This window comes from Gabonibacter chumensis (genome assembly GCF_024741215.1).
In the GTDB taxonomy this organism is placed as follows: domain Bacteria; phylum Bacteroidota; class Bacteroidia; order Bacteroidales; family Marinifilaceae; genus Gabonibacter; species Gabonibacter massiliensis.
In genome coordinates, this window is the sequence record NZ_JANSKB010000001.1 from 401,739 (window position 1) to 426,988 (window position 25,250).

The 25,250-nt window shown below is 43.1% G+C and carries 30 protein-coding genes; 3 read left to right on the forward strand and 27 right to left on the reverse strand.

Annotated elements, in window-relative coordinates; translation table 11 throughout:
• Window positions 1-17 precede the first annotated feature (17 nt).
• The 25 genes from secY to rpsL form a co-directional block, all read right to left on the reverse strand.
• Window positions 18-1,358: a preprotein translocase subunit SecY gene (gene secY, locus NVS78_RS01750; protein WP_286357656.1), complete on the reverse strand. Its 1,341-nt coding sequence runs from the start codon at window positions 1,356-1,358 to the stop codon at window positions 18-20.
• Window positions 1,359-1,460: 102 nt separating this feature from the next.
• Window positions 1,461-1,907: a 50S ribosomal protein L15 gene (gene rplO / locus NVS78_RS01755; RefSeq protein ID WP_041503456.1), complete on the reverse strand. Its 447-nt coding sequence runs from the start codon at window positions 1,905-1,907 to the stop codon at window positions 1,461-1,463.
• Window positions 1,908-1,934: 27 nt separating this feature from the next.
• On the reverse strand, window positions 1,935-2,117 hold the full coding sequence (gene rpmD, locus NVS78_RS01760; RefSeq protein WP_041503058.1) for a 50S ribosomal protein L30: 183 nt from the start codon (window positions 2,115-2,117) through the stop codon (window positions 1,935-1,937).
• Window positions 2,118-2,128: 11 nt separating this feature from the next.
• The gene (rpsE, locus tag NVS78_RS01765) at window positions 2,129-2,638 is read right to left on the reverse strand and encodes a 30S ribosomal protein S5 (RefSeq protein WP_286357657.1); all 510 of its coding nucleotides are present in this window, start codon (window positions 2,636-2,638) and stop codon (window positions 2,129-2,131) included.
• A 12-nt stretch (window positions 2,639-2,650) separates the two neighbouring features.
• Window positions 2,651-3,007 (reverse strand): 50S ribosomal protein L18, encoded by a 357-nt coding sequence (gene rplR / locus NVS78_RS01770; RefSeq protein ID WP_286357658.1) that lies wholly within the window; start codon window positions 3,005-3,007, stop codon window positions 2,651-2,653.
• Window positions 3,008-3,029: 22 nt separating this feature from the next.
• A complete protein-coding gene (rplF, locus tag NVS78_RS01775) occupies window positions 3,030-3,584 on the reverse strand; it encodes a 50S ribosomal protein L6 (protein ID WP_041503061.1) in 555 nt (184 codons plus the stop codon).
• A 15-nt stretch (window positions 3,585-3,599) separates the two neighbouring features.
• Window positions 3,600-3,995, reverse strand: a complete 396-nt coding sequence (gene rpsH, locus NVS78_RS01780) for a 30S ribosomal protein S8 (RefSeq protein ID WP_041503062.1) — start codon at window positions 3,993-3,995, stop codon at window positions 3,600-3,602.
• A 19-nt stretch (window positions 3,996-4,014) separates the two neighbouring features.
• Window positions 4,015-4,284 carry a 30S ribosomal protein S14 gene (gene rpsN / locus NVS78_RS01785; RefSeq protein WP_018337673.1) on the reverse strand — a complete coding sequence of 90 codons (270 nt, stop codon included), beginning with the start codon at window positions 4,282-4,284 and terminating at the stop codon, window positions 4,015-4,017.
• A gap of 12 nt (window positions 4,285-4,296) precedes the next feature.
• Window positions 4,297-4,845, reverse strand: coding sequence for a 50S ribosomal protein L5 (gene rplE, locus NVS78_RS01790; protein ID WP_286357659.1), 549 nt, complete (start codon window positions 4,843-4,845; stop codon window positions 4,297-4,299).
• A 209-nt stretch (window positions 4,846-5,054) separates the two neighbouring features.
• Window positions 5,055-5,411 (reverse strand): 50S ribosomal protein L24, encoded by a 357-nt coding sequence (rplX, locus tag NVS78_RS01795; RefSeq protein ID WP_041503064.1) that lies wholly within the window; start codon window positions 5,409-5,411, stop codon window positions 5,055-5,057.
• Window positions 5,412-5,500: 89 nt separating this feature from the next.
• On the reverse strand, window positions 5,501-5,866 hold the full coding sequence (gene rplN, locus NVS78_RS01800) for a 50S ribosomal protein L14 (RefSeq protein ID WP_041503065.1): 366 nt from the start codon (window positions 5,864-5,866) through the stop codon (window positions 5,501-5,503).
• Between the two features lie 2 nt (window positions 5,867-5,868).
• Entirely contained in the window at window positions 5,869-6,123 is a 255-nt protein-coding gene (gene rpsQ / locus NVS78_RS01805) for a 30S ribosomal protein S17 (protein ID WP_041503066.1), read from the reverse strand.
• 6 nt (window positions 6,124-6,129) lie between these two features.
• A complete protein-coding gene (gene rpmC / locus NVS78_RS01810) occupies window positions 6,130-6,327 on the reverse strand; it encodes a 50S ribosomal protein L29 (protein ID WP_041503067.1) in 198 nt (65 codons plus the stop codon).
• Between the two features lie 44 nt (window positions 6,328-6,371).
• Entirely contained in the window at window positions 6,372-6,791 is a 420-nt protein-coding gene (gene rplP / locus NVS78_RS01815; RefSeq protein ID WP_041503068.1) for a 50S ribosomal protein L16, read from the reverse strand.
• Between the two features lie 28 nt (window positions 6,792-6,819).
• Window positions 6,820-7,548 carry a 30S ribosomal protein S3 gene (gene rpsC / locus NVS78_RS01820; protein ID WP_041503069.1) on the reverse strand — a complete coding sequence of 243 codons (729 nt, stop codon included), beginning with the start codon at window positions 7,546-7,548 and terminating at the stop codon, window positions 6,820-6,822.
• A 5-nt stretch (window positions 7,549-7,553) separates the two neighbouring features.
• Window positions 7,554-7,973, reverse strand: coding sequence for a 50S ribosomal protein L22 (gene rplV / locus NVS78_RS01825; protein WP_286357660.1), 420 nt, complete (start codon window positions 7,971-7,973; stop codon window positions 7,554-7,556).
• Window positions 7,974-8,009: 36 nt separating this feature from the next.
• The gene (gene rpsS / locus NVS78_RS01830; RefSeq protein WP_041503071.1) at window positions 8,010-8,279 is read right to left on the reverse strand and encodes a 30S ribosomal protein S19; all 270 of its coding nucleotides are present in this window, start codon (window positions 8,277-8,279) and stop codon (window positions 8,010-8,012) included.
• A 19-nt stretch (window positions 8,280-8,298) separates the two neighbouring features.
• Entirely contained in the window at window positions 8,299-9,123 is an 825-nt protein-coding gene (gene rplB, locus NVS78_RS01835) for a 50S ribosomal protein L2 (protein ID WP_286357661.1), read from the reverse strand.
• A gap of 5 nt (window positions 9,124-9,128) precedes the next feature.
• The gene (gene rplW / locus NVS78_RS01840; RefSeq protein WP_041503073.1) at window positions 9,129-9,419 is read right to left on the reverse strand and encodes a 50S ribosomal protein L23; all 291 of its coding nucleotides are present in this window, start codon (window positions 9,417-9,419) and stop codon (window positions 9,129-9,131) included.
• A 3-nt stretch (window positions 9,420-9,422) separates the two neighbouring features.
• On the reverse strand, window positions 9,423-10,061 hold the full coding sequence (gene rplD, locus NVS78_RS01845) for a 50S ribosomal protein L4 (protein ID WP_286357662.1): 639 nt from the start codon (window positions 10,059-10,061) through the stop codon (window positions 9,423-9,425).
• Complete coding sequence (gene rplC / locus NVS78_RS01850) at window positions 10,061-10,678, reverse strand: 50S ribosomal protein L3 (protein ID WP_286357663.1); 618 nt, start codon at window positions 10,676-10,678, stop codon at window positions 10,061-10,063. Before rplC ends, rplD begins: the two co-directional genes overlap by 1 nt.
• A gap of 64 nt (window positions 10,679-10,742) precedes the next feature.
• Entirely contained in the window at window positions 10,743-11,048 is a 306-nt protein-coding gene (gene rpsJ, locus NVS78_RS01855; protein ID WP_041503076.1) for a 30S ribosomal protein S10, read from the reverse strand.
• A gap of 82 nt (window positions 11,049-11,130) precedes the next feature.
• On the reverse strand, window positions 11,131-13,233 hold the full coding sequence (gene fusA, locus NVS78_RS01860) for an elongation factor G (RefSeq protein WP_286357664.1): 2,103 nt from the start codon (window positions 13,231-13,233) through the stop codon (window positions 11,131-11,133).
• Window positions 13,234-13,253: 20 nt separating this feature from the next.
• The gene (gene rpsG, locus NVS78_RS01865) at window positions 13,254-13,733 is read right to left on the reverse strand and encodes a 30S ribosomal protein S7 (RefSeq protein WP_286357665.1); all 480 of its coding nucleotides are present in this window, start codon (window positions 13,731-13,733) and stop codon (window positions 13,254-13,256) included.
• A 111-nt stretch (window positions 13,734-13,844) separates the two neighbouring features.
• Window positions 13,845-14,246 carry a 30S ribosomal protein S12 gene (gene rpsL / locus NVS78_RS01870; RefSeq protein ID WP_041503079.1) on the reverse strand — a complete coding sequence of 134 codons (402 nt, stop codon included), beginning with the start codon at window positions 14,244-14,246 and terminating at the stop codon, window positions 13,845-13,847.
• A gap of 488 nt (window positions 14,247-14,734) precedes the next feature.
• On the opposite strand from rpsL, the gene NVS78_RS01875 reads away from it, so the two are divergent.
• From NVS78_RS01875 to gdhA, 3 genes are all read left to right on the forward strand, one after another.
• A complete protein-coding gene (locus tag NVS78_RS01875) occupies window positions 14,735-17,965 on the forward strand; it encodes an ATP-binding protein (protein WP_286357666.1) in 3,231 nt (1,076 codons plus the stop codon).
• Window positions 17,966-18,159: 194 nt separating this feature from the next.
• Window positions 18,160-19,272, forward strand: a complete 1,113-nt coding sequence (gene dprA / locus NVS78_RS01880) for a DNA-processing protein DprA (protein WP_286357667.1) — start codon at window positions 18,160-18,162, stop codon at window positions 19,270-19,272.
• 193 nt (window positions 19,273-19,465) lie between these two features.
• Window positions 19,466-20,800: an NADP-specific glutamate dehydrogenase gene (gene gdhA / locus NVS78_RS01885; protein ID WP_041503081.1), complete on the forward strand. Its 1,335-nt coding sequence runs from the start codon at window positions 19,466-19,468 to the stop codon at window positions 20,798-20,800.
• A gap of 226 nt (window positions 20,801-21,026) precedes the next feature.
• Here gdhA and NVS78_RS01890 read toward each other — a convergent pair whose 3' ends face one another.
• Together NVS78_RS01890 and NVS78_RS01895 are read right to left on the reverse strand one after the other, a co-directional pair.
• The gene (locus NVS78_RS01890; protein WP_286357668.1) at window positions 21,027-24,353 is read right to left on the reverse strand and encodes a golvesin C-terminal-like domain-containing protein; all 3,327 of its coding nucleotides are present in this window, start codon (window positions 24,351-24,353) and stop codon (window positions 21,027-21,029) included.
• A gap of 22 nt (window positions 24,354-24,375) precedes the next feature.
• Window positions 24,376-24,855 carry a hypothetical protein gene (locus NVS78_RS01895; protein WP_286357669.1) on the reverse strand — a complete coding sequence of 160 codons (480 nt, stop codon included), beginning with the start codon at window positions 24,853-24,855 and terminating at the stop codon, window positions 24,376-24,378.
• Between the last annotated feature and the right edge of the window lie 395 nt (window positions 24,856-25,250).

Consider the following 25,250-nt stretch of genomic DNA (forward strand, 5'->3'; position numbering starts at 1 on the left):
TATTCCTTTACTTTCAATTAATAAGCAGCAGGACCACCCGGATTCTTACCTTTAATACGTCCCGATTTCATCAACCCGTCATAATGACGCATCAACAAATGAGATTCGATCTGTTGTAATGTATCCAATACGACACCGACCAAAATCAGCAAGGATGTACCGCCATAGAACTGCGCAAATTGATGATTTACTCCGGAAATTTGAGCAAATGCAGGCAAAATAGCCACAATCCCAAGAAATATAGAACCGGGAAAAGTGATTCTTGACATAATCGTATCAAGGAACTCCATTGTTTTCCTTCCCGGCTTCACACCAGGAATAAAACCGCCGTTCTTTTTCATATCTTCAGACATCTGCATCGGATTCACCGTGATAGCCGTGTAAAAATAAGTAAACGCTACGATCATCACGAAGAATACTCCATTATACCAGAAACCGGTAAAATTGGACATGGCCGAAGCAAAGCCGGATAAAGACTCTGAATTCGCATAGTTGATCAAAGAGATAGGCAAAAGCATAATTGCCTGAGCAAAAATGATAGGCATAACTCCGGCAGCATTGATCTTCAACGGAATATATTGACGTACACCACCGTATTGCTTATTACCCACGATACGTTTAGCATACTGTACAGGCACTTTGCGCGTACCTTGTACTAACATAATCGTTCCGCAGAATACCAAGAAAAGAAGTATCAACTCGATTAACAAAGCGACCAAACCGCCACCTTGCTGCGTCACCCGAGAGGTTAACTCCGCAAAGAAAGCGAAGGGCAAACGAGCGATAATACCGATCATAATAATGATAGAAACACCATTACCGATACCTTTATCCGTTATTCTTTCACCTAACCACAGAACGAACATAGATCCCGCTGCCATAATAACTATGGACGAAATTTTAAAGAAAGCACCTGTTAACACAAAAGCCTCGGCAGGCACTTGAGCATATAAGTTGGTAAGATACGCTGAACCTTGCAAAACAAGGATAACTAAGGTCAAATACCGGGTAATCTGGTTTATTTTACGCCGACCGCTCTCACCTTCCTTTTGCAAACGTTGAAAATAAGGAACAGCGATTCCCAATAATTGCACGACGATTGACGCTGAGATATACGGCATAATTCCCAATGCAAAAACGGATGCATTAGAGAATGCTCCTCCAGAGAACATATCCAATAATCCCAGAACACCACTTTGTGTTTGTGCCTTCAACGCATTCAACATGTGAGGGTCGATACCCGGCAGTACCACCTCAGTTCCTAATCTATAAACGAGAATGAGCCCAAGCGTAGTCAAAATTCTAGTCTTGAGTTCCTCGATTTTCCAAATGTTCTTTAATGTATCAAATAACTTCATAAGTTCTTCCTTTTAAGGCATTGAATCTGGGATTTTGTTAAAGTTGCTTCAAAAATAGTAAATCTATTCTAAAAACAACTTTAAACTCCCAAATTTTTAATCTTACAATTCAACTACCGTACCGCCGGCAGCCTCGATGGCAGCTTTTGCTTTCTCCGAGAACTTGTCAGCTTTTACTTCCAATTTGGCAGTCAATACTCCATCACCTAACACCTTAAGAAGTTCGTTCTTAGACATTAAATTAGCTTTGATCAAGTATTCCCTATCGATCACAGTAAGATTATCCCTTTCTGCCAAAGCCTGAAGCATACCAACATTGATAGCTTTATATTCTACTCTGTTTATATTTTTAAAGCCAAACTTAGGCACACGTCTCTGCAAAGGCATCTGTCCTCCCTCAAAACCGATCTTGTTTTTATAACCGGACCTTGATTTAGCACCTTTATGTCCTCTTGTAGAAGTACCTCCTTTTCCCGAACCTTGTCCGCGACCAATTCTCTTTGTATTGTGAGTTGATCCGACTGCCGGTTTTAAGTTACTTAAATCCATTTTATTATCATTAAAATAGTTTGACAATCACTTTACCTCTTCCACGCGGAGAAGATGTTTTACTTTCGCAACCATACCCAAGATTTGAGGAGTAGCCTCATGTTCCACGCTACTGTTCATCTTCCCCAATCCCAGAGAATCTAACGTTCTAACTTGACGTTTATCGCTGCCGATTTTACTTTTTACCAATGTAATTTTAATCCTTGCCATCGTCATTCAAATTAACCGTTAAACACTTTATCGAGATTGACTCCTCTTTGTCGAGCTACCATTCGGGCGTCTCTTAACTCTTTCAACGCGGCAAAAGTAGCTTTGACCAAGTTATGCGGGTTGGAAGAACCTTTACATTTAGCCAATACATCTTTTACTCCGGCACTCTCCAGCACGGCACGCATAGCACCTCCCGCCACAAGACCGGTACCGGAAGAAGCAGGACGCATAAACACCTCGGCTCCGCCGTATTTAGCCTCTTGCGCGTGAGGAATCGTTCCCTTATACACGGGAACCTTTACCAAATTCTTTTTAGCAGCCTCTATTCCTTTAGAGATAGCCGTGGTTACTTCATTGGCCTTACCTAATCCATAACCAACTACACCATTCTCATTACCCACTACAACAATAGCAGAGAAACTAAAGGTTCTACCTCCTTTGGTAACCTTGGTTACACGGTTGATAGCAACTAATCTGTCTTTCAATTCCAAGTCAGACGTATTATTTATCTTCTGTTCCATTCTTGCTTACGATTAAAAGTTAAGACCACCGTTACGAGCAGCATCTGCTAATGCCTTTACTCTTCCGTGATATAAATACCCGTTTCTATCAAACACCACGTTCTCGATTCCGGCTGCTTTCGCTTTTTCGGCAATCATGGCACCCAAAAGTTGAGCCTGTTCGATTTTGGTGATTTTCTTCTCTGCAATCTCCTTACAAAGAGAGGAGGCCGATGCTAATGTCTTGGCGGCATTATCATCAATCAACTGAACAGAGATCTGCGCGTTGGAACGGAAAACCGTCATCCGGGGTCTCTCTGCTGTTCCGAAGACTACTTTACGTATTCTTCTTTTTATTCTTATTCTTCTTTCTACCTTCGTTAAAGCCATAACATTACTTTTTTACAGGTGATTAAACTTTAGCCGACTTACCAGCCTTACGACGAAGAACCTCACCCACAAATTTAATACCTTTACCCTTGTAAGGCTCCGGTTTGCGGAATGAACGAATTTTCGCCGCAACCTGACCGATAAGTTGCTTATCACAACTCTCCAATGTAATAATCGGATTAGACCGCTTTTCAGCAAGTACACTCACCTTAACTTCTTTCGGTAACACCAAGAATATTCCATGTGAATAACCTAATCCAAGTTCAAGTACCTGACCTTCGGCGTTCGCACGGTAACCGACTCCGACCAACTCTTGTTTAATCGTGTACCCTTCTGAAACACCAACAACCATATTATGCACCAAAGCACGGTAAAGACCATGCTGAGCCTTATGACTTTTATCTTCGGTGTGACGTTCCAAAGTCACCTGATTCTCTCCCACGTTCACGGTAATATCGGTTCCTACATTTTGAGAAAGCTCTCCTTTCGGACCTTTAACAATCACCGTGTTGTCCGGGTTTACCGTTACGGTAACCCCTTGTGGTATATCTATTGGTAATTTTCCTATTCGTGACATCTTAAGCCCTTTCTATTAATAAACATAACACAATACTTCCCCGCCTACATTTTTCTGGCGAGCCTCTTTATCCGTCATTATTCCTAATGAAGTAGATAAAATCGCGATTCCCAATCCGTTCAATACCTGCGGCATCTCCTCCACGTTGGTATAACGTCTAAGACCCGGTTTTGAAACACGTGTCAATGCTTTAATGGCGGGCATCTTCGTTTCCGGATGATACTTCAAAGCAATCTTGATGTTGCTTCTTACGCCATCCTGCTCAAACTTGTAGTTCAGGATATATCCTTTCTCTTTCAAAATTTTGGTCATCTCCCGTTTCATTTTAGATCCGGGGATATCTACTACCTTATGACCAGCTCTTACTGCATTTCTAATGCGCGTAAGGAAATCTGCTATTGGATCTGTCATCTCTTCTAAATTTTAAAATTTACCAACTAGCCTTCTTAACTCCAGGTATAAGTCCGGCAGAAGCCATTTCCCGGAACTGAATCCGGCTTATACCAAATTGTCTCATGTACCCTCTCGGTCTTCCCGTCAACTTGCATCTGTTATGCAAACGAACGCGACTGGAGTTCTTAGGTAGAAGGCTCAATCCAACGTAGTCTCCTTCCTCTTTTAATTTGGCTCGCTTTGCGGCGTACTTTTCTACCAATTTTGCACGCTTTACCTCACGGGCCTTCATTGATTCTTTTGCCATTTCGCTTTTCTTTTAATTCTTTTTAAATGGTAATCCAAACTCTCTTAGAAGTGCAAAACCCTCTTCGTCGGTATTAGCCGAAGTTACAAACGTGATATTCATACCCATGATCTTGTGGACATTGTCCAGCACGATTTCCGGAAATATGATTTGCTCTTCTATTCCTAAAGTATAGTTTCCTCTTCCGTCCAACTTATTGTTGATTCCTTTGAAATCGCGAATACGCGGAAGGGCGGAAACAATAAGTCTTTCCAAAAATTCATACATACGTTCTTTACGTAAAGTCACTCTCACACCGATCGGCATGCCTTTACGCAATTTAAAATTAGAAACATCCTTGGTTGACTTACAAGTAATCGGTTTCTGACCGGTTATCGCCGTTAACTCGTTCACGGAAAACTCAAGAATTTTCTTATCCTGAATGGATGCTCCTACGCCCTGATTGATTACTATCTTCTCCAATCTGGGTGCTTGCATAACTGACTTGTATCCGAACTCTTTCATCAAAGCCGGTACAATTTCTTCGTTATACTTCTTTTTGTAATTTGGTACGTAATTCATCTAAATATTTATGATTTTCGATTCGTCGTTTTATCGTTAACACTTCACAGGTCGAAATTCTGCAAAATTTCAAGGCTGCAAAGATATAATTTAAAATCAGAAATCCATAATTAATTTATAATTTTTGATTTACGATCAAACATTCCGTTTATCGTAAACCAAAAATTAAAATTTCAAATCTGGACATCGCCTCTCGGCAATCCCTACAATTATTTCAATTCGGTTCCGGATTTCTTCGCGTAACGAACAGATCTCATCTTCGTTACTTTCTTTCCGTCCTTTACAATCTCCACCTCTACCCGTTTTCTTCCGACACGCGTCGGTTTTCCGGTAGTAGGATCAACCACGTTCAAGTTTGAAATATGGATCGGAGCTTCTTTTTTCACGATTCCACCTTGCGGATGAGCGGCATTGGGTTTCGTATGCTTGCTGATCATATTGATTCCCTCAACAATGGCTCTCTCTTTCCCCGGATCCACTTCAAGTACCTTGCCCTGCTTTCCTTTATCTTCGCCGGCATTTACCTGAACTAAATCACCTTTTTTTATATGAAATTTTCTATTCATCACCTATAAAATTTTAGATTTCAGATTTTAGATTTCAGATAAAGCAACTAACTACTAATCGTAAATCTAAAATCATAAATCGTAAATAATTAAAGTACTTCCGGGGCCAACGAAACAATTTTCGTATAACCTTCACGAACTTCTCTGGCTACAGGTCCGAAAATACGGGTTCCTCTCATTTCACCCGCGTTATTCAACAACACGCAAGCGTTGTCGTCAAAGCGGATGTAAGATCCGTCCGGACGTCTGTATTCCTTGCTTACACGAACTACTACTGCCTTACTAACTGAACCTTTTTTTACTTCACCGTTCGGGAGTGCGTTCTTCACGGCAACAACGATTTTATCGCCCACGCGCGCGTATCTTTTCTTGGTTCCTCCAAGTACGCGAATACAAAGCACTTCTTTGGCACCGCTGTTGTCTGCTACGGTCAATCTACTTTCCTGTTGTATCATGATTACTTAGCTCTTTCAATGATTTCAACTAATCTCCATCTCTTGGTTTTACTCAAGGGACGAGTTTCCATAATTCTCACTGTATCGCCGATGTTACATTCATTCTTTTCATCGTGAGCAGTGAATTTCTTGGTCTTGCTGACAAACTTCCCGTAAATCGGGTGTTTCTCTTTGAAGCGAACGGCAACAGTGATAGATTTCTCCATCTTGTTACTTACGACAAGACCGACACGCTCTTTTCTAAGATTTCTTTCCATACTTTATTACTTTACCGTTAATTCTCGCTTACGCAATTCCGTTAACATTCTTGCGATATCTCTTCTGACAGCCCGAATTTGCATCGGATTTTCCAAAGGAGAAACAACATGGTTCATCGTCATTTTAGTCAGATTGGTTCTCTCTGCCAAAATTCTCTCTTTCAGGTCTTCGGTGGTTAACTCTCTAATTTCTGAATTTTTCATCTCGCTAACAATTTTTTGTTTTGAAACTTAAAATAGCCTCTCGACTATTCCGTATAATCACGTCTAACCACGAACTTAGTAGCGATGGGTAGCTTCTGGGCTGCTAAACGCAAAGCCTCCTTAGCTATCGCATACGGCACTCCGTCTGCTTCAAAGAGAATACGACCTGGAGTAACAGGAGCAACGAATCCTTCTGGAGATCCCTTACCTTTACCCATACGAACCTCAGCGGGTTTTTTAGTAATAGGTTTATCTGGAAATATACGTATCCATATTTGACCTTGTCTCTGCATGTAACGTGTCACTGCAACACGGGCTGCTTCAATCTGACGTTGTTCGATCCACGTACTTTCCAACGCCTTAATTCCGAAAGATCCGAATGCCAGTTCATGTCCCCTCTGGGCATTCCCCTTCATTCTACCTTTCTGCGATCTTCTGTATTTAGTCCTTTTTGGCTGTAACATAGCTCTAATCTATTTATAAGTTAAAAGACTACTTTTTTCTTTTCTTGAATCCACCCTTTTTGCCGGCTCCAGCGTTCGGACGACCGCCATCTTTCGGGGCACTAATCAATGAGTTCGGAACAAGCTCGCGCTTGCCGTAAACTTCTCCTTTACAGATCCAAACCTTGATACCCAATTGGCCATAGGTAGTCAATGCTTCGGCCTGGGCGTAATCAATATCTGCCCGGAAAGTGTGTAATGGAATTCTACCTTCCTTGTAGATCTCGGCTCTTGCCATTTCCGCACCGTTCAAACGACCTGAAATCAGGATCTTGATACCCTCCGCTCCCATTCTCATGGTCGAAGCGATAGCCATCTTGATGGCTCTGCGGTAAGCGACACGACCCTCCAGCTGACGAGCTATGTTATTACCCACGATCACCGCATCCAATTCTGGACGTTTGATCTCGAAGATATTAATTTGAACTTCTTTATCTGTGATCTTCTTCAGCTCCTCTTTCAATTTGTCCACTTCTTGACCGCCTTTACCGATGATGATACCCGGACGCGCGGTGTTAATGGTAATCGTGATCAGCTTCAGAGTTCTCTCGATAACAATCTTGGCGATTCCAGCTTTGGCGAGACGGGCGTTCAAATACTTTCTGATTTTGTAATCTTCCACCAATTTATCACCATAGTTTTTACCGCCGAACCAGTTAGAATCCCATCCTCTGATGATTCCTAATCTATTGCTTATTGGATTAACTTTCTGTCCCATGCTAACTATTCTTTAGTAATGTTTTCAACAGCTGTCTTGCTTCCCAGCACGATCGTCACGTGATTTGAACGTTTACGAATCCGATGTGCTCTTCCTTGAGGAGCCGGTCTTAATCTTTTCAACATACCAGCACCGTCAACGAAAATCTCTTGTACAAACAGGGAAGCATCGTCCACGCGTTTTCCCTCGTTTTTCTGTTCCCAGTTCGCAATTGCTGAAAGCAGGAGCTTCTCCACTTTACGAGCAGCTTCTTTCGGACAAAACTTAAGCATATCCAAAGCTTTCTGTACCTCTACCCCACGCACCAAGTCCGCTACCAATCTCATTTTCCGAGGAGATGTAGGACAGTCGCGAAGAATAGCAAAAGCCTTCTCTTTTCTGGCTTCTTTATTCTGATTTGCTCTTAATCTTTTTCTTGCACCCATTTTAATACATCTTCATTAGTTCAACTTAACCACGCTTTATTTTTTCTTCTTGTCAGCATGGCCTCTAAATGTACGTGTCGGCGCAAACTCACCCAGCTTATGACCTACCATGTTCTCAGTCACGTATACCGGAATAAATTTATTACCGTTATGTACAGCGATAGTATGCCCTACAAAGTCCGGAGAGATCATGGAATAACGAGCCCAAGTCTTAATAACTGACTTCTTATTGGTCTCATTCATTACCAAAATTTTTCTCTCTAATTTGAAATCTATAAAAGGGCCTTTTTTTAACGAACGACTCATAACATCAATAATTAATCAGTTATTTCTTTCTTCTTTCTACAATATACTTATTAGAAAGCTTCTTCGGCGCTCTGGTCTTGTATCCCTTAGCCAACAAGCCTTTTCTTGAACGAGGATGTCCTCCTGAAGCGCGGCCTTCACCACCACCCATCGGGTGATCAACCGGGTTCATTACAACACCCCTTACACGCGGTCTGCGACCTAACCAACGGGTACGACCGGCTTTACCTGAACGCACCAACGCGTGGTCGGAATTGGATACCGTACCCACAGTCGCGCGACAGGTCAACAAAATCATACGAACCTCGCCGGAAGGCAACTTAATTGAAGCATATTTTCCTTCCCTCGCAACCAATTGAGCGTAAGAACCGGCACTACGGGCCATCACGGCTCCCTGTTGCGGTCTTAACTCGATGTTATGAATAATTGTACCAAGTGGGATCTCAGATAAGAACAACGAATTTCCTACCTCGGGCGCCACGCCAGCACCGCTCATCACGGTCTGATCTACCTGCAAGCCCGCGGGAGCTATAATATAACGTTTTTCTCCATCGGCATATACTAACAAAGCGATATGAGCGGTACGATTCGGATCATACTCGATCGTAGCTACACGCGCCGGAATATTATCCTTGTCACGCTTAAAATCTATCTCTCTGTATCTTTGTTTATGACCTCCACCTATATATCTCATTGTCATCTTACCGGAGTTATTACGTCCACCGGTCTTTTTCATAGGTCTTAACAATGATTTCTCAGGTCTATCTGTAGTCACCTGATCAAAGGTAATTCCTACCTTATGTCTTTGACCAGGAGTCACAGGATTAAATTTTCTTACAGCCATCTCAATTAAATATTGCTAAAAAAATCAATACTATCACCTTCTGCTAAAGTCACAATTGCTTTCTTAAATGAAGCGGTCCTACCGGAAATAACACCTGCTTTTGTATAGCGAGATTTTACATCTCCCTGATAAATCATGGTGTTTACCTCTTTCACGGTAACCCCGTACATTTTTTCAATTGCCTTTTTTATCTCAAACTTGTTCGCTGCCTTGTCAACAACGAAAGCGACTCTGTTCTGCTTGTCAGTCAAAGCAGTCATCTTTTCTGACAATATGGGCTTCTTTATTATTTCCATCTTTTACTCTTCGTTAAGATTGAACACTTCATTTAGGCCCTGTACAGAACTCTCAACGAACACGAGATTTTTAGCTCTCATGATGTCGTAAGTAGCCAAATCACAAGCTCTCATTACACTCACGTTCTGCAAGTTACGAGCCGACAAAATAATATTCTCGTTACTCTCATTCAAAATCAACAACAAGTTCCGATCGTTTACCTTCAAATTATTCATCAATTGAATCATCTGCTTGGTCTTCGGAACCTCAAAGTTAAAATCTTCAACGACAGTCACAGCATTCGCCCCTGCTTTTACTGATAAAGCGGATCTACGAGCCAATCTCTTCAGTTTCTTATTCAGCTTAAAGCTGTAATCTCTGGGAACGGGACCAAATACTCTACCACCACCTCTGAACAACGGGTTCTTAATACCACCAGCTCTGGCGCCACCGGTACCTTTTTGCTTTTTCAGCTTACGGGTACTACCTGAAATCTCATTTCTCTGCTTTGATTTATGAGTTCCCTGACGATTATTAGCCAAATACTGCTTTACATCAAGATAGATAGCGTGTTCATTAGGCTGAATTCCAAAGATAGCGTCATTTAACTCTATCTTCCTGCCTGTCTCTTGTCCGGCAATGTTTAATACACTTAACTCCATTACTTCTCGATAATTACGTATGAACCTTTAGCTCCGGGAATAGACCCCTTCACCAATAACAAATTATTCTCAGGTATCACTTTCAACACCTTCAAGTTCTGAACCGTCACTCTATCACCGCCCATTTGACCGCCCATACGCATGCCTTTGAACACGCGTGCGGGAGTAGAACAAGCTCCGATAGAACCCGGCTTTCTCGCCCGGTTGTGCTGACCGTGAGTTGCCTGACCAACTCCACCGAAACCGTGACGTTTCACAACGCCCTGGAAACCTTTTCCTTTACTGGTCCCGATTACATCAACGAAATCTGTTCCTTCGAACAGGTTTACATCAATTACGTCTCCTAACTTGTACTCGACATCATACCCGGAAAACTCTACAAGCTTTCTTTTAGGAGTAGTGCCTGCCTTCTTAAAATGTCCACTTAGCGGCTTCGTCGTGTTTTTCTCCTTTGCATCGTCAAACCCCAACTGAAGTGCTTCGTAACCGTCTGTCTCCATTGTTTTGATTTGGGTTACAACACATGGACCGGCCTCAATCACAGTGCATGGGATACTTTTCCCCTCGGCACTGAATACGGATGTCATTCCGACTTTTTTTCCAATTAAACCTGGCATCTCTTTTTTTCTTTTTTAAAATTAGGTTTTAATTCTCTAATAACGACATAGGTTTTCGCCGTTATCATACTTTAATCTCTACTTCAACACCACTCGGTAACTCAAGCTTCATTAAGGCATCGATTGTTCCAGCCGTTGAGCTGTAAATATCAATCAATCTCTTAAACGTGCAAACCAAAAATTGCTCGCGGCTCTTCTTATTCACGAAAGTAGAGCGGTTAACAGTAAAGATTCCTCGGTGAGTCGGAAGTGGAATAGGACCACTCACAACAGCTCCAGTAGCTTTTACTGTCTTAACAATCTTCTCTGCAGACTTGTCTACCAAGTTGTGATCGTAAGATTTCAATTTGATTCTGATTTTTTGGCTCATGTTATTTAATTATGATTCATGATTTAAGATTTACGATTTCGACTGAAAAACAATCTACATCGTAAATCGGTAATCTAAAATTCTATACTAAGTCTACTCTTCCGCTATTCTTTTCAACAACCTCCTTGGCTATTCCCTTCGGAACCTCAGCATAATGAGAGAATTCCATAGAAGAACTGGCACGACCGGATGACAACGTTCTCAATACGGTTACATAACCGAACTGCTCGGACAAAGGCACCTTCGCCTCGATCACGCGGGCTCCGGCTCTGGATTCCATTCCTTCGACCTGACCGCGACGACGATTCAAGTCTCCGATAATGTCGCCCATATACTCCTCGGGAGTAACTACTTCCAATTTCATCACGGGTTCCAATAATACCGGTTTAGCCTTTTGTGCAGCCTCTTTATAACCTATTTTAGCAGCCATTTCAAAAGATAATGCATCGGAATCTACCGGGTGGAAAGATCCGTCGATCAACGTGATCTTCAAGCTTTCCAACGGATAACCCGCCAACACACCACTCTCCATAGCCTCTTTGAATCCTTTCTCCACGGAGGGGATAAACTCCTTCGGAATATTACCGCCTTTTACCTCGTTCACGAACGTCAGACCTTCTTTACCTTCTTCAGCCGGCTCCATTCGGAAGATGATATCGGCAAATTTACCGCGACCACCCGTCTGTTTTTTGAACACATGACGATGTTCGAATACACCGGTAATAGCTTCCTTGTAAGCAACCTGAGGAGCGCCCTGATTACACTCTACCTTGAACTCGCGTCTCAGGCGGTCCAAAATAATATCCAAGTGAAGCTCTCCCATTCCGCTGATAACGGTCTGACCCGAATCTTCATCCGTTTTTACGCGGAAAGTCGGATCCTCTTCAGCCAACTTGGCCAAAGCCATTCCCAACTTATCCGTATCTTTTTGCGTAAGCGGTTCCACGGCAATACCGATCACCGGTTCCGGGAAGGTCATACTCTCCAGTACGATCGGATTCTCCTCGGTACATAAGGTATCCCCCGTACGAATATCCTTAAACCCGACGCAAGCACAAATATCACCGGCCTCAAGAACATCTCTCGGCTGTTGTTTGTTTGAATGCATCTGGAATAAACGCGAAATACGCTCTTTTTTATCTGTACGCGGATTATATACATACGAACCCGCTTCGATCTTACCGGAATAAATACGCGTATAACACAAACGTCCCACGAAAGGATCCGTGGCGATCTTAAATGCCAACGCGGAAAGCGGAGCCTCGGGATCGATCTCGAAAATTTTCTCCTCTCCCGTTCTCGGATCCGTACCTGCAGCAGCCGGAATATCCAACGGATGAGGCAAATAAGCAATTACCGCATCCAACAGGTTTTGAACTCCTTTATTTTTAAAAGAAGAACCGCACATTACCGGACAGAAATCCATCGCTATCACGGCCTTACGGACCACAGCTTTTAATTCCTCCACGGTAATCGATTCCGGATCTTCAAAGAAACGTTCCATCAATGCTTCGTCCTGAACAGCCGCGGCCTCGACCAACTTCTCTCTCCACTCTTGAGCTTCAGCCAACATGTTGGCAGGAATCTCTTTTATCGTCGCCGTCATCTCTCCATTCTCCCACACGTAAGCCTTCATTTCAATCAAATCGATCACACCCTGGAAGTTTTCCTCGGCACCGATCGGAAGTTGAAGCGGAATCGGATTAGCTTTCAATTTTTCACGGATCTCGCGTACTGCCTTAAAGAAATCAGCACCTGAACGGTCCATTTTATTCACGAAAGCGATTCTTGGAACTCCGTACTTGTTTGCCTGACGCCAAACGGTTTCCGATTGAGCCTCTACTCCACCCACGGCACAGAACAGAGCCACAGCTCCATCCAATACACGCAAGGAACGCTCTACCTCCACGGTAAAGTCAACGTGTCCCGGAGTGTCGATAATGTTAATTTTATATTCTTTATCCTGATATTTCCAGAAACAAGTGGTCGCAGCAGAAGTAATGGTAATACCTCTCTCTTGCTCCTGAACCATCCAGTCCATGGTAGCCGTACCATCGTGAGTCTCCCCTATCTTGTGAGATACCCCCGTGAAATACAGGATCCGTTCTGTCGTTGTCGTCTTACCGGCATCAATATGAGCCATGATACCGATATTTCTCGTATAGTGTAAATCTCTTTTTGCCATTTTCTTACTTTATCCCCTCCTTAAAATCTGAAATGAGCAAAAGCACGATTGGCCTCTGCCATACGATGAATATCCTCCTTCTTCTTGAAGGCCGCACCTTCTTCCTTGTAAGCAGCCATGATTTCGGCAGCCAACTTCTCAGCCATTCCCTTACCGCTTCTCTTACGAGCGAATAAGATCATGTTTTTTACAGAGATAGATCTTTTTCTTATCGGATTAATTTCCATCGGCACCTGGAAAGTAGCACCTCCCACGCGGCGACTTTTCACCTCTACCTGAGGAGTGATGTTCTCCAAAGCCTGCTTCCAAATATCCAAAGCCGATTTCTCTTCTTTTTTCGCCATCTTCTCCTCTACGATATCGATAGCATCATAAAAAATACTTAAGGCGATGCTTTTTTTACCATCCACCATTAAATCATTAACGAACCGCGTTACTAATACATCATTAAACTTCGGGTCCGGTAACAGGATTCTCTTTTTTGGTTTTGATTTTCTCATTTCTTCCTACGTTTACGAATTCGTTCGTCAGCTGCCCGTTTTGGTCTTCAACGGTCTCCCGACCATTTACTCAACTCTCGGGAACAACCCATAAACAATTCCTGTTAATAACTACTTTTTACCTTTTTCCGGAGTTTTACCTGCTTTCGGTTTTTTAGCTCCGTACTTGGAACGACTTTGCAAACGACCGTTTACACCGGCAGCATCCAAGGTTCCACGAACAAGGTGATAACGCACACCCGGAAGGTCTTTCACACGACCACCGCGGATCAACACGATAGAGTGTTCTTGCAGATTGTGTCCTTCTCCCGGAATATAAGCATTCACTTCTTTTCCGTTAGTTAATCTAACCCTGGCTACCTTTCTCATTGCAGAGTTCGGTTTTTTCGGAGTCGTCGTGTAAACACGTACACATACCCCGCGTTTTTGCGGACAAGAATCCAAAGCCGGAGCCTTACTCTTATCCTCAATTCTTTTTCTTCCTTTTCTTACTAACTGTTGAATAGTTGGCATACAAGTACTTTTAAATTAGTTACTTTTATTCAATTTGGCCCGCAAATGTAGTAACTAAAAACCACATCACCAAACATTCCAGCTATTTTTTCGCAAAAAAGTATAAGATTGTGAGAAAGTTAGCACTCCCCCCGTGATTAAACCAAACGACAAAATAAAAAACAGCATAAAGATTTTTTTAAATGAGGACGACATAAAGTCAAAAACGAAGGTTGTTAATGTTTGCTAAATAAAGCAAGAAACATCTTTTCAAGAAACATCTCACCACCCAATAATGGCAATAAATACGGCGAAAATACAACAATATAGATCTGTTTTCATCGTTTTATAAAAAGTGAAAAAATAAATCGATAAAATAAAAAATATTTTCTCCATATTTGATAATTCAAAGTAAAGGCATACGGACCGACATCGACCTGTTTTTCTTTTGCCTTGAATAACACAAAGAGGAGAAAATATCGACTCGATAATAACATACATCATTCATAATGACAAATTTAAACACCGTGGATCTACAACTATTTGAAGAAAAAAAGACGATAGACCGTATTCTGACAGACCTGAAAATAGGATGGTGGAAAATAGACCACGAAAAAAAAGGATACGTTCTCTCCGACATCGCGGTAAAAATGTTAAAATTAGACAGTAACATCATCCGTTTCAAAACCTTTACCGAGATGATACGGGAAGATTACCGAGCCCGTATTATGAAAGAAATTGAAAACATCGAGAATCAATACCTATACGACCAAACCTTTCCGATCCAGACTCCTTCCGGAGAGATATGGTTACGTTCCAAAATCATCCATAAAGAAACGGACGAAAAAGGCAACTCCTCCATTTCCGGATTTATCCAGATCATCCCTAATCCGGAAGTAACTCAACCGGAAAAAGCATCCCTTTTAAGAATAAACAATTTATTATACCAGTTAAATACCATTTCACATACGCTGCTCTCTTTTCTTCAATCCGATACGGCCGACACCGTTATCAACAGGATTCTTGAAAATATCCTGGAACAATTCAAAGGCGGAAGGGCTTACATCATTGAATATGACTGGGAAAAAAAGACACAAACTTGTACTTATGAAGTCACAGACTCCAACGTAAATAAAGAACAATCACGAATCAACGATATGCCCATGGAAGAATCTCCATGGTGGACGCGACAAATCACCCGACAAAAACATATCATACTTTCCGATTTAAATGAGCTCCCGGAAGAAGCTTATATCGAAAAAGAATTTTTAGCCCTCCAGGAAATCAAATCCATCATTATCGCCCCCTTAATCTCTCACGAGGGAGCATGGGGATACGTGGGTATCGACGTCGTGGAAGAACATCACGAATGGAGTAACGAAGATTGCCAGTGGTTCACCTCTCTCGCCAACATCATCAACATATGCATCGAATTGCAAAGATCGGAGCATGAAGCTCAAATCGATCGAACTTACTTGCAAAACCTTTACAAACACATGCCATTGGGTTATACGAGATTAAAACTCTTGTACGATTCCAACCGTCAACCGATAGATTATCTATTCTTAGACGCTAATTATGCCGCCGGAGAAATCAATGGTTATGACTTGGAAAAATACATCGGACATAAAGCCAGCGAATTGAGGGTAAACCTGAAAGAAGAGCTCGTCTACCTCCAAGATATCCTACATACCAAGAAACACGCCGATGTAGATTATTATATAGAACCTCTCAAAAAACATTGCCACGCCATTATCTATTCGACGATAGAAGATGAAGTCATCTGCCTCACCTCCGATATAACGGAATCATACAACACGCACGAGGCTTTGGATCGAAGCGAAAAGATTCTCCGAAACATATACGATAACCTGCCGGCAGGAATCGAACTGTACGACAAAACCGGAAAATTGGTTGATATGAATATAAAAGATCTGGAAATATTCGGCCTCGAACGGAAAGAAGATGCCTTGGGTGTCAGCATTTTTGAAAATCCCAACATTCCCCCGGAAATCATAGAAAAAATTAAAAAAGAAGAACCCGTCTCTTTCCGGCTCAACTATTCGTTTAAATCTATCGAACATTATTACTCCTCGACAAAGAAAGGAAATATCGAGATATACACGACGGCAAGTGCGTTATACGATAAACAAGGCAATCTTATACATTATCTGTTTATCAACATCGATAATACGGAGATCAGCAACGCTTACAGTAAAATAGCGGAATTCGAAAGTTCTTTTTCCGCCATCAGCAAATTCGGTAAAATCGGCTATTGTAAATTCGACTTATTCACGAAAAACGGATACGGAGTTGCCCAATGGTATCGAAATTTAGGAGAGCACGAAACAACTCCATTGCCACAGATCATCGGCGTTTACAATCATGTCCATGAAGAAGACAAAGCTTATATTTTGGACTCCATACGCAGAGTAAAAGCACACGAGATCGACAATTTTAGTCGGGATTTACGAGTTCACACGGAAGAGGGCTGGAAATGGACAAGAATCAATGTTATGCGTAATGCCATGAACAATGATCCCGACAAACTCGAAATGTTGTGCGTGAATTACGATATCACCGAATTAAAAGAAACAGAGAAAAAGCTTATCGAAGCAAAAAACAGGGCTGAAATAAGCGATCGGCTGAAATCCGCTTTTTTAGCTAATATGAGTCATGAAATACGAACTCCTTTAAACGCTATCGTAGGCTTCTCAAATCTTTTGGCGGAAACGGATGACCGGGACGAACGGGCTGCCTATTTCGATATTGTACAGGAAAACAACGAATTGTTACTGCAATTGATCTCCGATATTTTGGACTTGTCAAAAATAGAAGCCGGAACATTGGATATTACCAACAGCGATGTCAACGTAAACCAGTTATGTGAAGAAATCATCCGCTCTTTCAGCTTGAAAGCAGAAGAAAACAACATCGAAATTCTTTTCGAGCAACATTTACCCGCGTGTCGTATCAATAGCGACAAAAATCGCCTGACACAAATTATCACGAATTTCATCAATAATGCTTTGAAATTCACGTCTAAAGGCAGCATCACCCTCGGTTATTACCAAAGCGGACCGGAAGAGATTAAATTTTATGTCAAGGATACCGGAACAGGCATTCCCAAAGACAAAATAAACAACGTATTCGAACGCTTTATCAAATTAAACTCTTTCGCTCAGGGAACAGGATTAGGCCTTTCCATTTGCAAAAGCCTCGTAGAACAAATGGGAGGAGAAATCGGAGTGGAATCACAGGAAGGAAAAGGTTCCTGTTTCTGGTTTACACACCCGTTCCACCCCGAAGTACAACTTAAATTATCTTTTGAAACCACAGAAGTAAAAGCAATCGAACCCGCCCACCTTTTTTCAAATCCTACCCGACCGACCATATTAGTAGCCGAAGACACGGATAGCAATTTTTTACTTGTTTCAGCCATTTTAAAAAAAGATTACCGTTTATTCCGGGCCGTCGATGGAATAGAAGCCGTTAAATTGGCCGCGGAGATTCATCCCGATCTCATCCTCATGGACATCAAAATGCCTCATATGGACGGAATTGAAGCGACAAAAGAGATCAGGAAAACAGATAAAAACGTTCCTATCGTCGCCGTGACGGCTTTCGCTTTCGATAGTGATCGACAACGAGTTTTAGAGGCAGGTTGCAACGATTACATGTCCAAACCCATAACCGGACCGGAGTTACATCAAAAGTTGCGTGAAATGATCCGCCGATAGGGACAAACGGGGCATATCCAAAACGATTACTCCCCTTAGACAAATAACGCGACGAATCGGATACAGATGATCAAAAACGCCCCCAAACCGATACTCATGAAAACTATTGATTTTCTTCTATTAAATGCTTAATTTTGTTAAGCATGCCAAATTCACCCGTACGCGACACTTTCGGTATCTAAACTCAATTTATTATGGATGCGACAAATTCATTGTTATGTCAGGTAGCCATCACAATGACCTCGAAGTTAAACAATAAACTCGCTTCCCTCCTGTTCGAAAGATGCGGAGGCATAGAAGGATTTTTCCATGAAAGCAAAAACGCCCTGCAAATACTTATGGAAGAATTTCATTGGAAAAACATTGAAATAAAACAGAAAGAATGGTTGGATCTGGCTAAAAAAGAATTAGATATCATGCAAAAAGAAGAGATAGCGTGTTGTTCCATCGAAGACATGGAATATCCCCCTCTGTTAAAACATTGCGAAGACGCCCCTTTAGTCCTGTTTTACAAAGGCCAACTGGCAATATCCGGAGATAAAATCATCGCTATCGTGGGAACCCGTAAAGCATCCGAACGCTGCAAAAACCGGATAGATTTCATCATAGAACAAATAGCCGGAATGGGATACAGCCCGGTGATTGTCAGCGGACTTGCCTACGGAATCGATATAACCGCACATAAAGCCTGTCTGCGGCATAATCTCATTACCCGGGCCGTCTTGGGACACGGTTTACACATGGTCTATCCCGCCCGCCACCAAGAGATAGCCAACAAAATCATTTCGCAAGGAGGAGCTCTCATCAGCGAGTTTCCCAGCTGTGCACCCGTGTTGCCTATCAATTTTTTACAACGGAATCGAATTATTGCCGGGATGAGCGAAGCCGTTCTGGTTGCGGAATCCGCCATTAAAGGGGGAGCTATGGCTACCGCCAGGCAAGCGCTCTCTTACGATCGGGAAGTAATGGCCCTGCCCGGGAGACCGGAAGATCTTCTCTCTTCCGGTTGCAATTTGCTGATCAAAGAAAATATCGCGGCTCTCGTCGAGCACGTCGATGATATTCTTAAAATTATTCACTGGGAAAATCGACCTCCGCTCTCCCGACAAATGTCTCTTCCGTTTTTAGGAGAAACCGACCTGGAAAAGACCATCGAACGACATCTGGCAGGAGAAGGCCCGCGGGATATCGACCAACTTCACGTGTTGACCGGCATACCGATCCCCACCCTCTCCTCCCTGCTCCTGAAATTGGAGTTAGAGGGAATTATCTCCCGATTACCCGGAAAAAATTATATGCTCCTATAAATGATTTTCTTACAGATTCATAGTATTCGGACGAATGACATATTAATATTTAATTATTATAACGTTTGCACCTGATAAAAAATAATAGAAAAAACTTTTGGAATCATAAACAAAAACATACCTTTGATGCGAATTTATAAAATTCGAATATACAAAGATGTTTTTTTAAAGTTTTGCTTAAACAATATTCAAAATGAGAACAGAAATTAAAGAATTCATGGACGCCTTAAAGGCTAAAACTGTGGGTGAAACCGAATTTCATCAGGCAGTACAAGAAGTGATCGAAACTGTTTGGGATACCTATCAGGCAAACCCCAAATACAAAGCCAATAAGATCCTTGAGAAAATGGTAGAACCTGAAAGAGTAATCATGTTCAGAGTACCTTGGATTGACGACAAAGGTGAAGTACAAATCAACCGTGGCTACAGAGTACAATTCAACAGTGCTATTGGACCCTACAAAGGAGGTTTGCGTTTCCACCCGTCAGTAACCCTCGGCGGTTTGAAATTCTTAGGATTCGAACAAACTTTCAAAAACTCTTTGACTACTCTTCCTATGGGTGGAGGTAAAGGAGGTTCGGACTTCAACCCGAAAGGTAAATCTGACAACGAAATCATGCGTTTCTGCCAAAGCTTCATGACTGAACTTTGCAAACACATCGGAGCTGACACCGACGTTCCCGCTGGTGATATCGGTGTAGGTGGTCGTGAAATCGGTTTCTTGTTCGGACAATACAAGAGAATTCGCAACGAATTCGTCGGTGTTTTAACCGGAAAGAATCGTGAATTCGGTGGATCAAGAGTACGTCCGGAAGCTACCGGTTACGGTACCGTATATTTCGCTCAACACATGTTGGCAGAAAAAGGCGAGAAAATTGCCGGTAAAACGGTTGCTATCTCCGGTTTCGGTAACGTTGCTTGGGGTGCCGCTCAAAAATTAGTTCAATTAGGAGCTAAATTGGTTACCATTTCCGGTCCTGACGGATATATCTATGACGAGAAAGGTCTTACTCAGGAAGGTGTAGACTACATGTTGGAACTTCGTGCAAGCAACAACGACGTAGTTGCTCCGTATGCTGAAAAATTCGGTGCCAAATTCTTCCCGAAACGTAAACCGTGGGAAGTAAAATGCGACATCGCATTCCCTTGCGCTATCCAAAACGAATTGAACGAAGAAGATGCTAAACAATTGGTAGCTAACGGTTGCCAAATGGTTGTTGAAACTTCTAACATGGGTTGTACTGCAGAAGCTGTTAACTACTTGAACGAGCACATCACATTCGCTCCGGGTAAAGCAGCTAACGCCGGTGGTGTTGCCGTTTCCGGTCTCGAAATGAGCCAGAACTCTATGAGATATAGCTGGACTGCTGAAGAAGTAGACGCTAAATTGTCTCAGATCATGAAAGACATCCACGATACTTGCGTTAAATTCGGTAAAGAAGGTAACAAGATCAACTACGTTAAAGGTGCCAACATCGGTGGCTTTATTAAAGTTGCTGAAGCTATGTGCGCTCAAGGACACGTATAATCAACTGTCTTTATATAAAAAAAACCGCTTCGAGAAGAAGCGGTTTTTTTGTTCCCCCAACCGACCCTTCTAAATTAATTTTTGATTTATGATTTACGATTTATGATTAAATGCTGACCTTACCCTCTTTAAATCGTAAATCTAAAATCCGAAATCGTAAATCATTCCAATCACCCAATCTCTAAATCTCTAAATCATTAAATCACTAAATCATTATATCTTTTAATCATTCTATTTTTATCCATTTCACCGCGTCCGCCACGATAGCCACGTCCTTTCTTCTTTGAACCTCCTTATCGGATAACACCACCTTCGCTTCCCCTGCCGGGAAATCGTATTCACCGAGAGAGGCCCAGCCGGAGGGGCTTCCTCGAAGGAGAGCATCAAGATTAATCTCCACCTTTTCCGGCTTATCCCCGTGGTAAACCGTGTAATAATAAACCACGCCTCCCGGACGCCCCGGTCCCGGGACAAGAGATTGTCTGTACACTTTCCCCATCACCCGGTAACGTCCCGCTTCCGGTAGATTTACCCGCCAGGTAGCCGTCGATTTCCCTCGCCCTCCGCTAATACAATGACATCCTTGAATCGAATCCCCTTCCGCTTCTATCGTGACCACCGGAACCCAACGAGAAGTCTCTCCTTCATAAAAATCCCGGACTTCGGGAGCCTTTTGAAACCACTTTTGAAGCCAGGTAAGATTGCCGTCTACCAACTCGAAACCGGAGTCCTGATCATCCACCACAAACTCTCCCTCGTTCCGGTCGGCCAAAAACTCCTCCGCGGGAATGGACCGCCACTCTCTACCGGGCTCCCAAACCGAATCGTTCTTTACGGTCACTCCTTTAAAAAGGAAAATATTCGGCCGATTAGCAGACAAGCCCGTGTTCATATTATTGATCGTTACTCTATCCACAGGAGATCTCCCCTTCGGCGAATCTTGCAGGATAAAGGTAAAAGCCTTGGCCTCCCCGGGACGTATATAGCAACTGAAACGTTCCACGGATATCATATTCCCGTACTCGATAGAGACCACACCACCCGTCTTACCCATGTTCATAATTTTGCCTTCCGCCTTAAACATCCTCGTCTTCGGATTATAATACATTATTCCCCCCTTCATTCGGAAAAATTGCTCGTGCCGAGTGGTGACCCAATCCGAAACCACACTATCTATATCCACTCCCCAACGGGTGGTCCATGCACCTGCCAACGAATCGTAACCGATCTCCCCGTTACGATAACGGTACAAGCTATCCAAACAATCTTTCAACGGGCGTTGAGGAATATTTAACGTTAACCGGGCCCATAAATCTTGTACCTTCGTGTAGAATAAACTGCTTTTAAAACGATCGTCCAATTCTTGATCGGATAAAACATCCCGTAACGAGTGACCGCACAGGTAATCGTATTTCGATTTATTCCGACTGAACATAAACCCGTAAACACTTTGGTCCATGTTAAACGAATTCACGCCGCCTTGTAATTGCTCGAATACATGCCCTAAAAAAGGATTTTCCAAGGAGTGTATCCAGACTTTCCGGTCTCCCCCCAAGGAACCTATACTCCAATCGACAGGTCTATTTTCATAATCTGCTTCTTTCCGGCCCATATCCCAAAGCGGATGGCTACTCGTCTCTCGAACCGTACCGTTAAACAATCGACCGTGTAAAGCGTCGGCCACCGCGAAAAATTCGTTCCCGTTTTTGATTTTTCCGGCAGTCATCACCCCCGCCATATCCAGGTCGAATCCCCGTTCCCGAATAAAAGCCATTCCCGGCTCCACGAGTCCAGCTGACGTTTTTCCCCCGTGGGAAGCTAAACGAAACGAAACGGGGACCTCCGACACGTGCAGATAAGGAGCTTCCGCCTCATACCAGCTCATCGTCCGGAAATTTCTATAATTATACCAGTACATGGCGGGGGGAGTCTTCCACAAGAAAACAAAAGCCGATCGGTTAACTCCGGAAAAAATAGGGGCCAATTCTTTCACGAGACTGAAAGAATGGACTTGGAAACCGAAGGTTTCATCCACCGCCAAACGATAGTCCCTCGTGTTAGCCCCGTACAACGAGATACCGTTCAACGGGTTCCGGCAGGTAAAACGAATACCGTTTTTCAGTCGCTCGGGAACGCCCTGCGAGAGAATCGTTTTTTGCGAGGGATTTTCCACGACCAGCGTGAAAAGGGTGAAATCCCGACCCGTTGCTAACGGCATAAAGGGATTCACCGGGGGAATAGCCACCGGGTACCACGTGCATGCCGGCGTTAACAGGAGAAAATTCTTCCCCGTGAAAGCCCCCTGCCGACCTGTCGGGAAAAAACGATCCCCGTGAAACGCATCCTCGTACGCTTTGTCCGGCAAATGCAGGTCGCAATAACGATCGTCTACCCGACCCTCGTACTTCAACCGCAAGGACAAGGTATCTCCCGGTCCCAAAGCCCGGTCGATCAAGACGAATTGTTGATCCCGCCGGTACGGCAAATTCCCGCCGCCCGACTGAACCGAAATCACCCGCAATCCCGGGTTCAGGAAAAGCACGATCTGGCATAAAGGCTCTTTTTCCGGGTTATAAACCAGCAAGTCGCTCTCCGCCTTCAAAACATGACCCGACTGACGCAACCGGATAACGTGCTTTCTCACTCGGCAGGTCGCCTCCTCCCAGTTCCGCTCGAAGCTCGACCGGTAAGCCGATCGTACCGAACGATCCCGGTAATAGGAGCATTCCAGCAAAACGCCACATGTCAATCCCGCGAGTAAAAGAGCAATCCCGCCCAGCACGTGAATTCTTCCGGTTCCTCGGCGATTCGGCAGGCGTTTCATCCCCCTCGCGCTCCACGCCAACAATCCCGTGCCGATCAAAGCGTAAGCCGAACGATGCAACAGGTAACGGGGAAGATTCACGTGCCCCGTGATTTCAGAAAAAAGATTCGGCAACCCGCTTCCCGTGTAATCGAGTGTCCCGTGCAGGTGATAAGGCAACCAGAACAAGCAGCCCGCCAACCAGATCGCGGAAAGAACGATCGCCGCGAAACGACCTCCGGAAACACTGCTGACCCATAAAGAAAAACCCGCCACCAGTAGCCACGAGGGAAGATTTAACGTCAACAAATAAAACAGGTAACACGACCAGCTCACCGGGGCCAAACTCGTCAGGTTAACGATAAAAACCGAAACCACTATCACCGTGACATTCACCAACCCGAAAAGCAACAAATTACCCGCGATCGTCCCCCAGTAGAATGTCGCGTTATCGGCCGGGCGAGCCCACGTACTATCGAAAGCCCCCGGACGGCCCAGCCGCCGGGGAATATCCGCCATCATCACCGCCAGGAACAACGACTGTACCACGCTATACAGGTAAGCGTTTACCAGCGGCATCGAACAGGGCAAAGCCATCGTCTTCCAGTTGTCTGCCCCTTGTCCCTGCCAGTACACGTGACAAGCCACTATCCCGACCAACGATAACAACGCAAAAAACCGAAAAACCCAACTCCGCCCCTGCTGCTTTACCTCGTATACCGCCACCAAAAACAGTTCACGCAACTCCATCATTTCTCATTTTAAATTTTACTTAGGCCAATACAAGCATTTTAGATCTCCAAATCAAACTTTTTGTTCGGGTACAAATCAATTGATCGAAAGGATTACTTACCTCGTTCATTTTTAAATGATCTGCTTTCCCTGTAATAACGGCCATAGGAGGGCCAGAGACGGTAAGGGTAACACATAGCTTATATTTAAAAATAGTACTTCCTCCCTGAATTGTATCCTGTCCAAACCAATACTCAGCTTCGTCTTCAGCTGTAACACAACACAAAGTGAAAGCAGAAACTTTTCCCAGATTTCTATACTCAAGATTACCTGACGATTTTTTGATACAAAGTTTGACATATCGACTACCATCAAAAACCCCAAAAAAACTAACATGAAAAGTTTCTCCGGGATTACATACTCGAGTACGATAAATTACTTGATTTTGCGCCATTCCTGTTAAAACTCCTCCTACAAGAAGAATCAACGTTACCACTACGAATTGAATTGTCTTTTTCATGATCTTAAAATTTAAAGCTTTGAAAATAATTAGTTTCGGGAATAATTTCCTTTCAATTATCCCCATGATCCCCGGGCATTTACTACCCGCCATTATCCTCCTTTAGCTATTTCCAGATCACATTTAACAAGCCGATTCTTTGACAAAATATCACCTCCTCTTTCTCTCTTTTTAATCACAGAATCTCTTAATCTCTTTAATCATCCAATCCAAAATCCCCAATCTCTTAATCACTCAATCACAGAATCATTATATCTTCTAATCACAGAATCACTCAATCCCTCTTTTTATTGTAAACTGTAGATTATAGATTGGATACTGTTTTTTGTAATTTAAAATCTAAAATCTACAATCGTCAATCACTCCAATCACTAAATCCCTTAATCACTAAATCT

Coding starts and splice junctions, on each gene's coding strand:
- secY (WP_286357656.1), bottom strand. CDS start 1,358: ATGAAGTTATTTGATACATTAAAGAACATTTGGAAAATCGAGGAACTC.
- rplO (WP_041503456.1), bottom strand. CDS start 1,907: ATGGATTTAAGTAACTTAAAACCGGCAGTCGGATCAACTCACAATACA.
- rpmD (WP_041503058.1), bottom strand. CDS start 2,117: ATGGCAAGGATTAAAATTACATTGGTAAAAAGTAAAATCGGCAGCGAT.
- rpsE (WP_286357657.1), bottom strand. CDS start 2,638: ATGGAACAGAAGATAAATAATACGTCTGACTTGGAATTGAAAGACAGA.
- rplR (WP_286357658.1), bottom strand. CDS start 3,007: ATGGCTTTAACGAAGGTAGAAAGAAGAATAAGAATAAAAAGAAGAATA.
- rplF (WP_041503061.1), bottom strand. CDS start 3,584: ATGTCACGAATAGGAAAATTACCAATAGATATACCACAAGGGGTTACC.
- rpsH (WP_041503062.1), bottom strand. CDS start 3,995: ATGACAGATCCAATAGCAGATTTCCTTACGCGCATTAGAAATGCAGTA.
- rpsN (WP_018337673.1), bottom strand. CDS start 4,284: ATGGCAAAAGAATCAATGAAGGCCCGTGAGGTAAAGCGTGCAAAATTG.
- rplE (WP_286357659.1), bottom strand. CDS start 4,845: ATGAATTACGTACCAAATTACAAAAAGAAGTATAACGAAGAAATTGTA.
- rplX (WP_041503064.1), bottom strand. CDS start 5,411: ATGAATAGAAAATTTCATATAAAAAAAGGTGATTTAGTTCAGGTAAAT.
- rplN (WP_041503065.1), bottom strand. CDS start 5,866: ATGATACAACAGGAAAGTAGATTGACCGTAGCAGACAACAGCGGTGCC.
- rpsQ (WP_041503066.1), bottom strand. CDS start 6,123: ATGGAAAGAAATCTTAGAAAAGAGCGTGTCGGTCTTGTCGTAAGTAAC.
- rpmC (WP_041503067.1), bottom strand. CDS start 6,327: ATGAAAAATTCAGAAATTAGAGAGTTAACCACCGAAGACCTGAAAGAG.
- rplP (WP_041503068.1), bottom strand. CDS start 6,791: ATGTTACAGCCAAAAAGGACTAAATACAGAAGATCGCAGAAAGGTAGA.
- rpsC (WP_041503069.1), bottom strand. CDS start 7,548: ATGGGACAGAAAGTTAATCCAATAAGCAATAGATTAGGAATCATCAGA.
- rplV (WP_286357660.1), bottom strand. CDS start 7,973: ATGGGTGCAAGAAAAAGATTAAGAGCAAATCAGAATAAAGAAGCCAGA.
- rpsS (WP_041503071.1), bottom strand. CDS start 8,279: ATGAGTCGTTCGTTAAAAAAAGGCCCTTTTATAGATTTCAAATTAGAG.
- rplB (WP_286357661.1), bottom strand. CDS start 9,123: ATGGCTGTAAGAAAATTTAATCCTGTGACTCCTGGTCAAAGACATAAG.
- rplW (WP_041503073.1), bottom strand. CDS start 9,419: ATGGAAATAATAAAGAAGCCCATATTGTCAGAAAAGATGACTGCTTTG.
- rplD (WP_286357662.1), bottom strand. CDS start 10,061: ATGGAGTTAAGTGTATTAAACATTGCCGGACAAGAGACAGGCAGGAAG.
- rplC (WP_286357663.1), bottom strand. CDS start 10,678: ATGCCAGGTTTAATTGGAAAAAAAGTCGGAATGACATCCGTATTCAGT.
- rpsJ (WP_041503076.1), bottom strand. CDS start 11,048: ATGAGCCAAAAAATCAGAATCAAATTGAAATCTTACGATCACAACTTG.
- fusA (WP_286357664.1), bottom strand. CDS start 13,233: ATGGCAAAAAGAGATTTACACTATACGAGAAATATCGGTATCATGGCT.
- rpsG (WP_286357665.1), bottom strand. CDS start 13,733: ATGAGAAAATCAAAACCAAAAAAGAGAATCCTGTTACCGGACCCGAAG.
- rpsL (WP_041503079.1), bottom strand. CDS start 14,246: ATGCCAACTATTCAACAGTTAGTAAGAAAAGGAAGAAAAAGAATTGAG.
- NVS78_RS01875 (WP_286357666.1), top strand. CDS start 14,735: ATGACAAATTTAAACACCGTGGATCTACAACTATTTGAAGAAAAAAAG.
- dprA (WP_286357667.1), top strand. CDS start 18,160: ATGGATGCGACAAATTCATTGTTATGTCAGGTAGCCATCACAATGACC.
- gdhA (WP_041503081.1), top strand. CDS start 19,466: ATGAGAACAGAAATTAAAGAATTCATGGACGCCTTAAAGGCTAAAACT.
- NVS78_RS01890 (WP_286357668.1), bottom strand. CDS start 24,353: ATGGAGTTGCGTGAACTGTTTTTGGTGGCGGTATACGAGGTAAAGCAG.
- NVS78_RS01895 (WP_286357669.1), bottom strand. CDS start 24,855: ATGAAAAAGACAATTCAATTCGTAGTGGTAACGTTGATTCTTCTTGTA.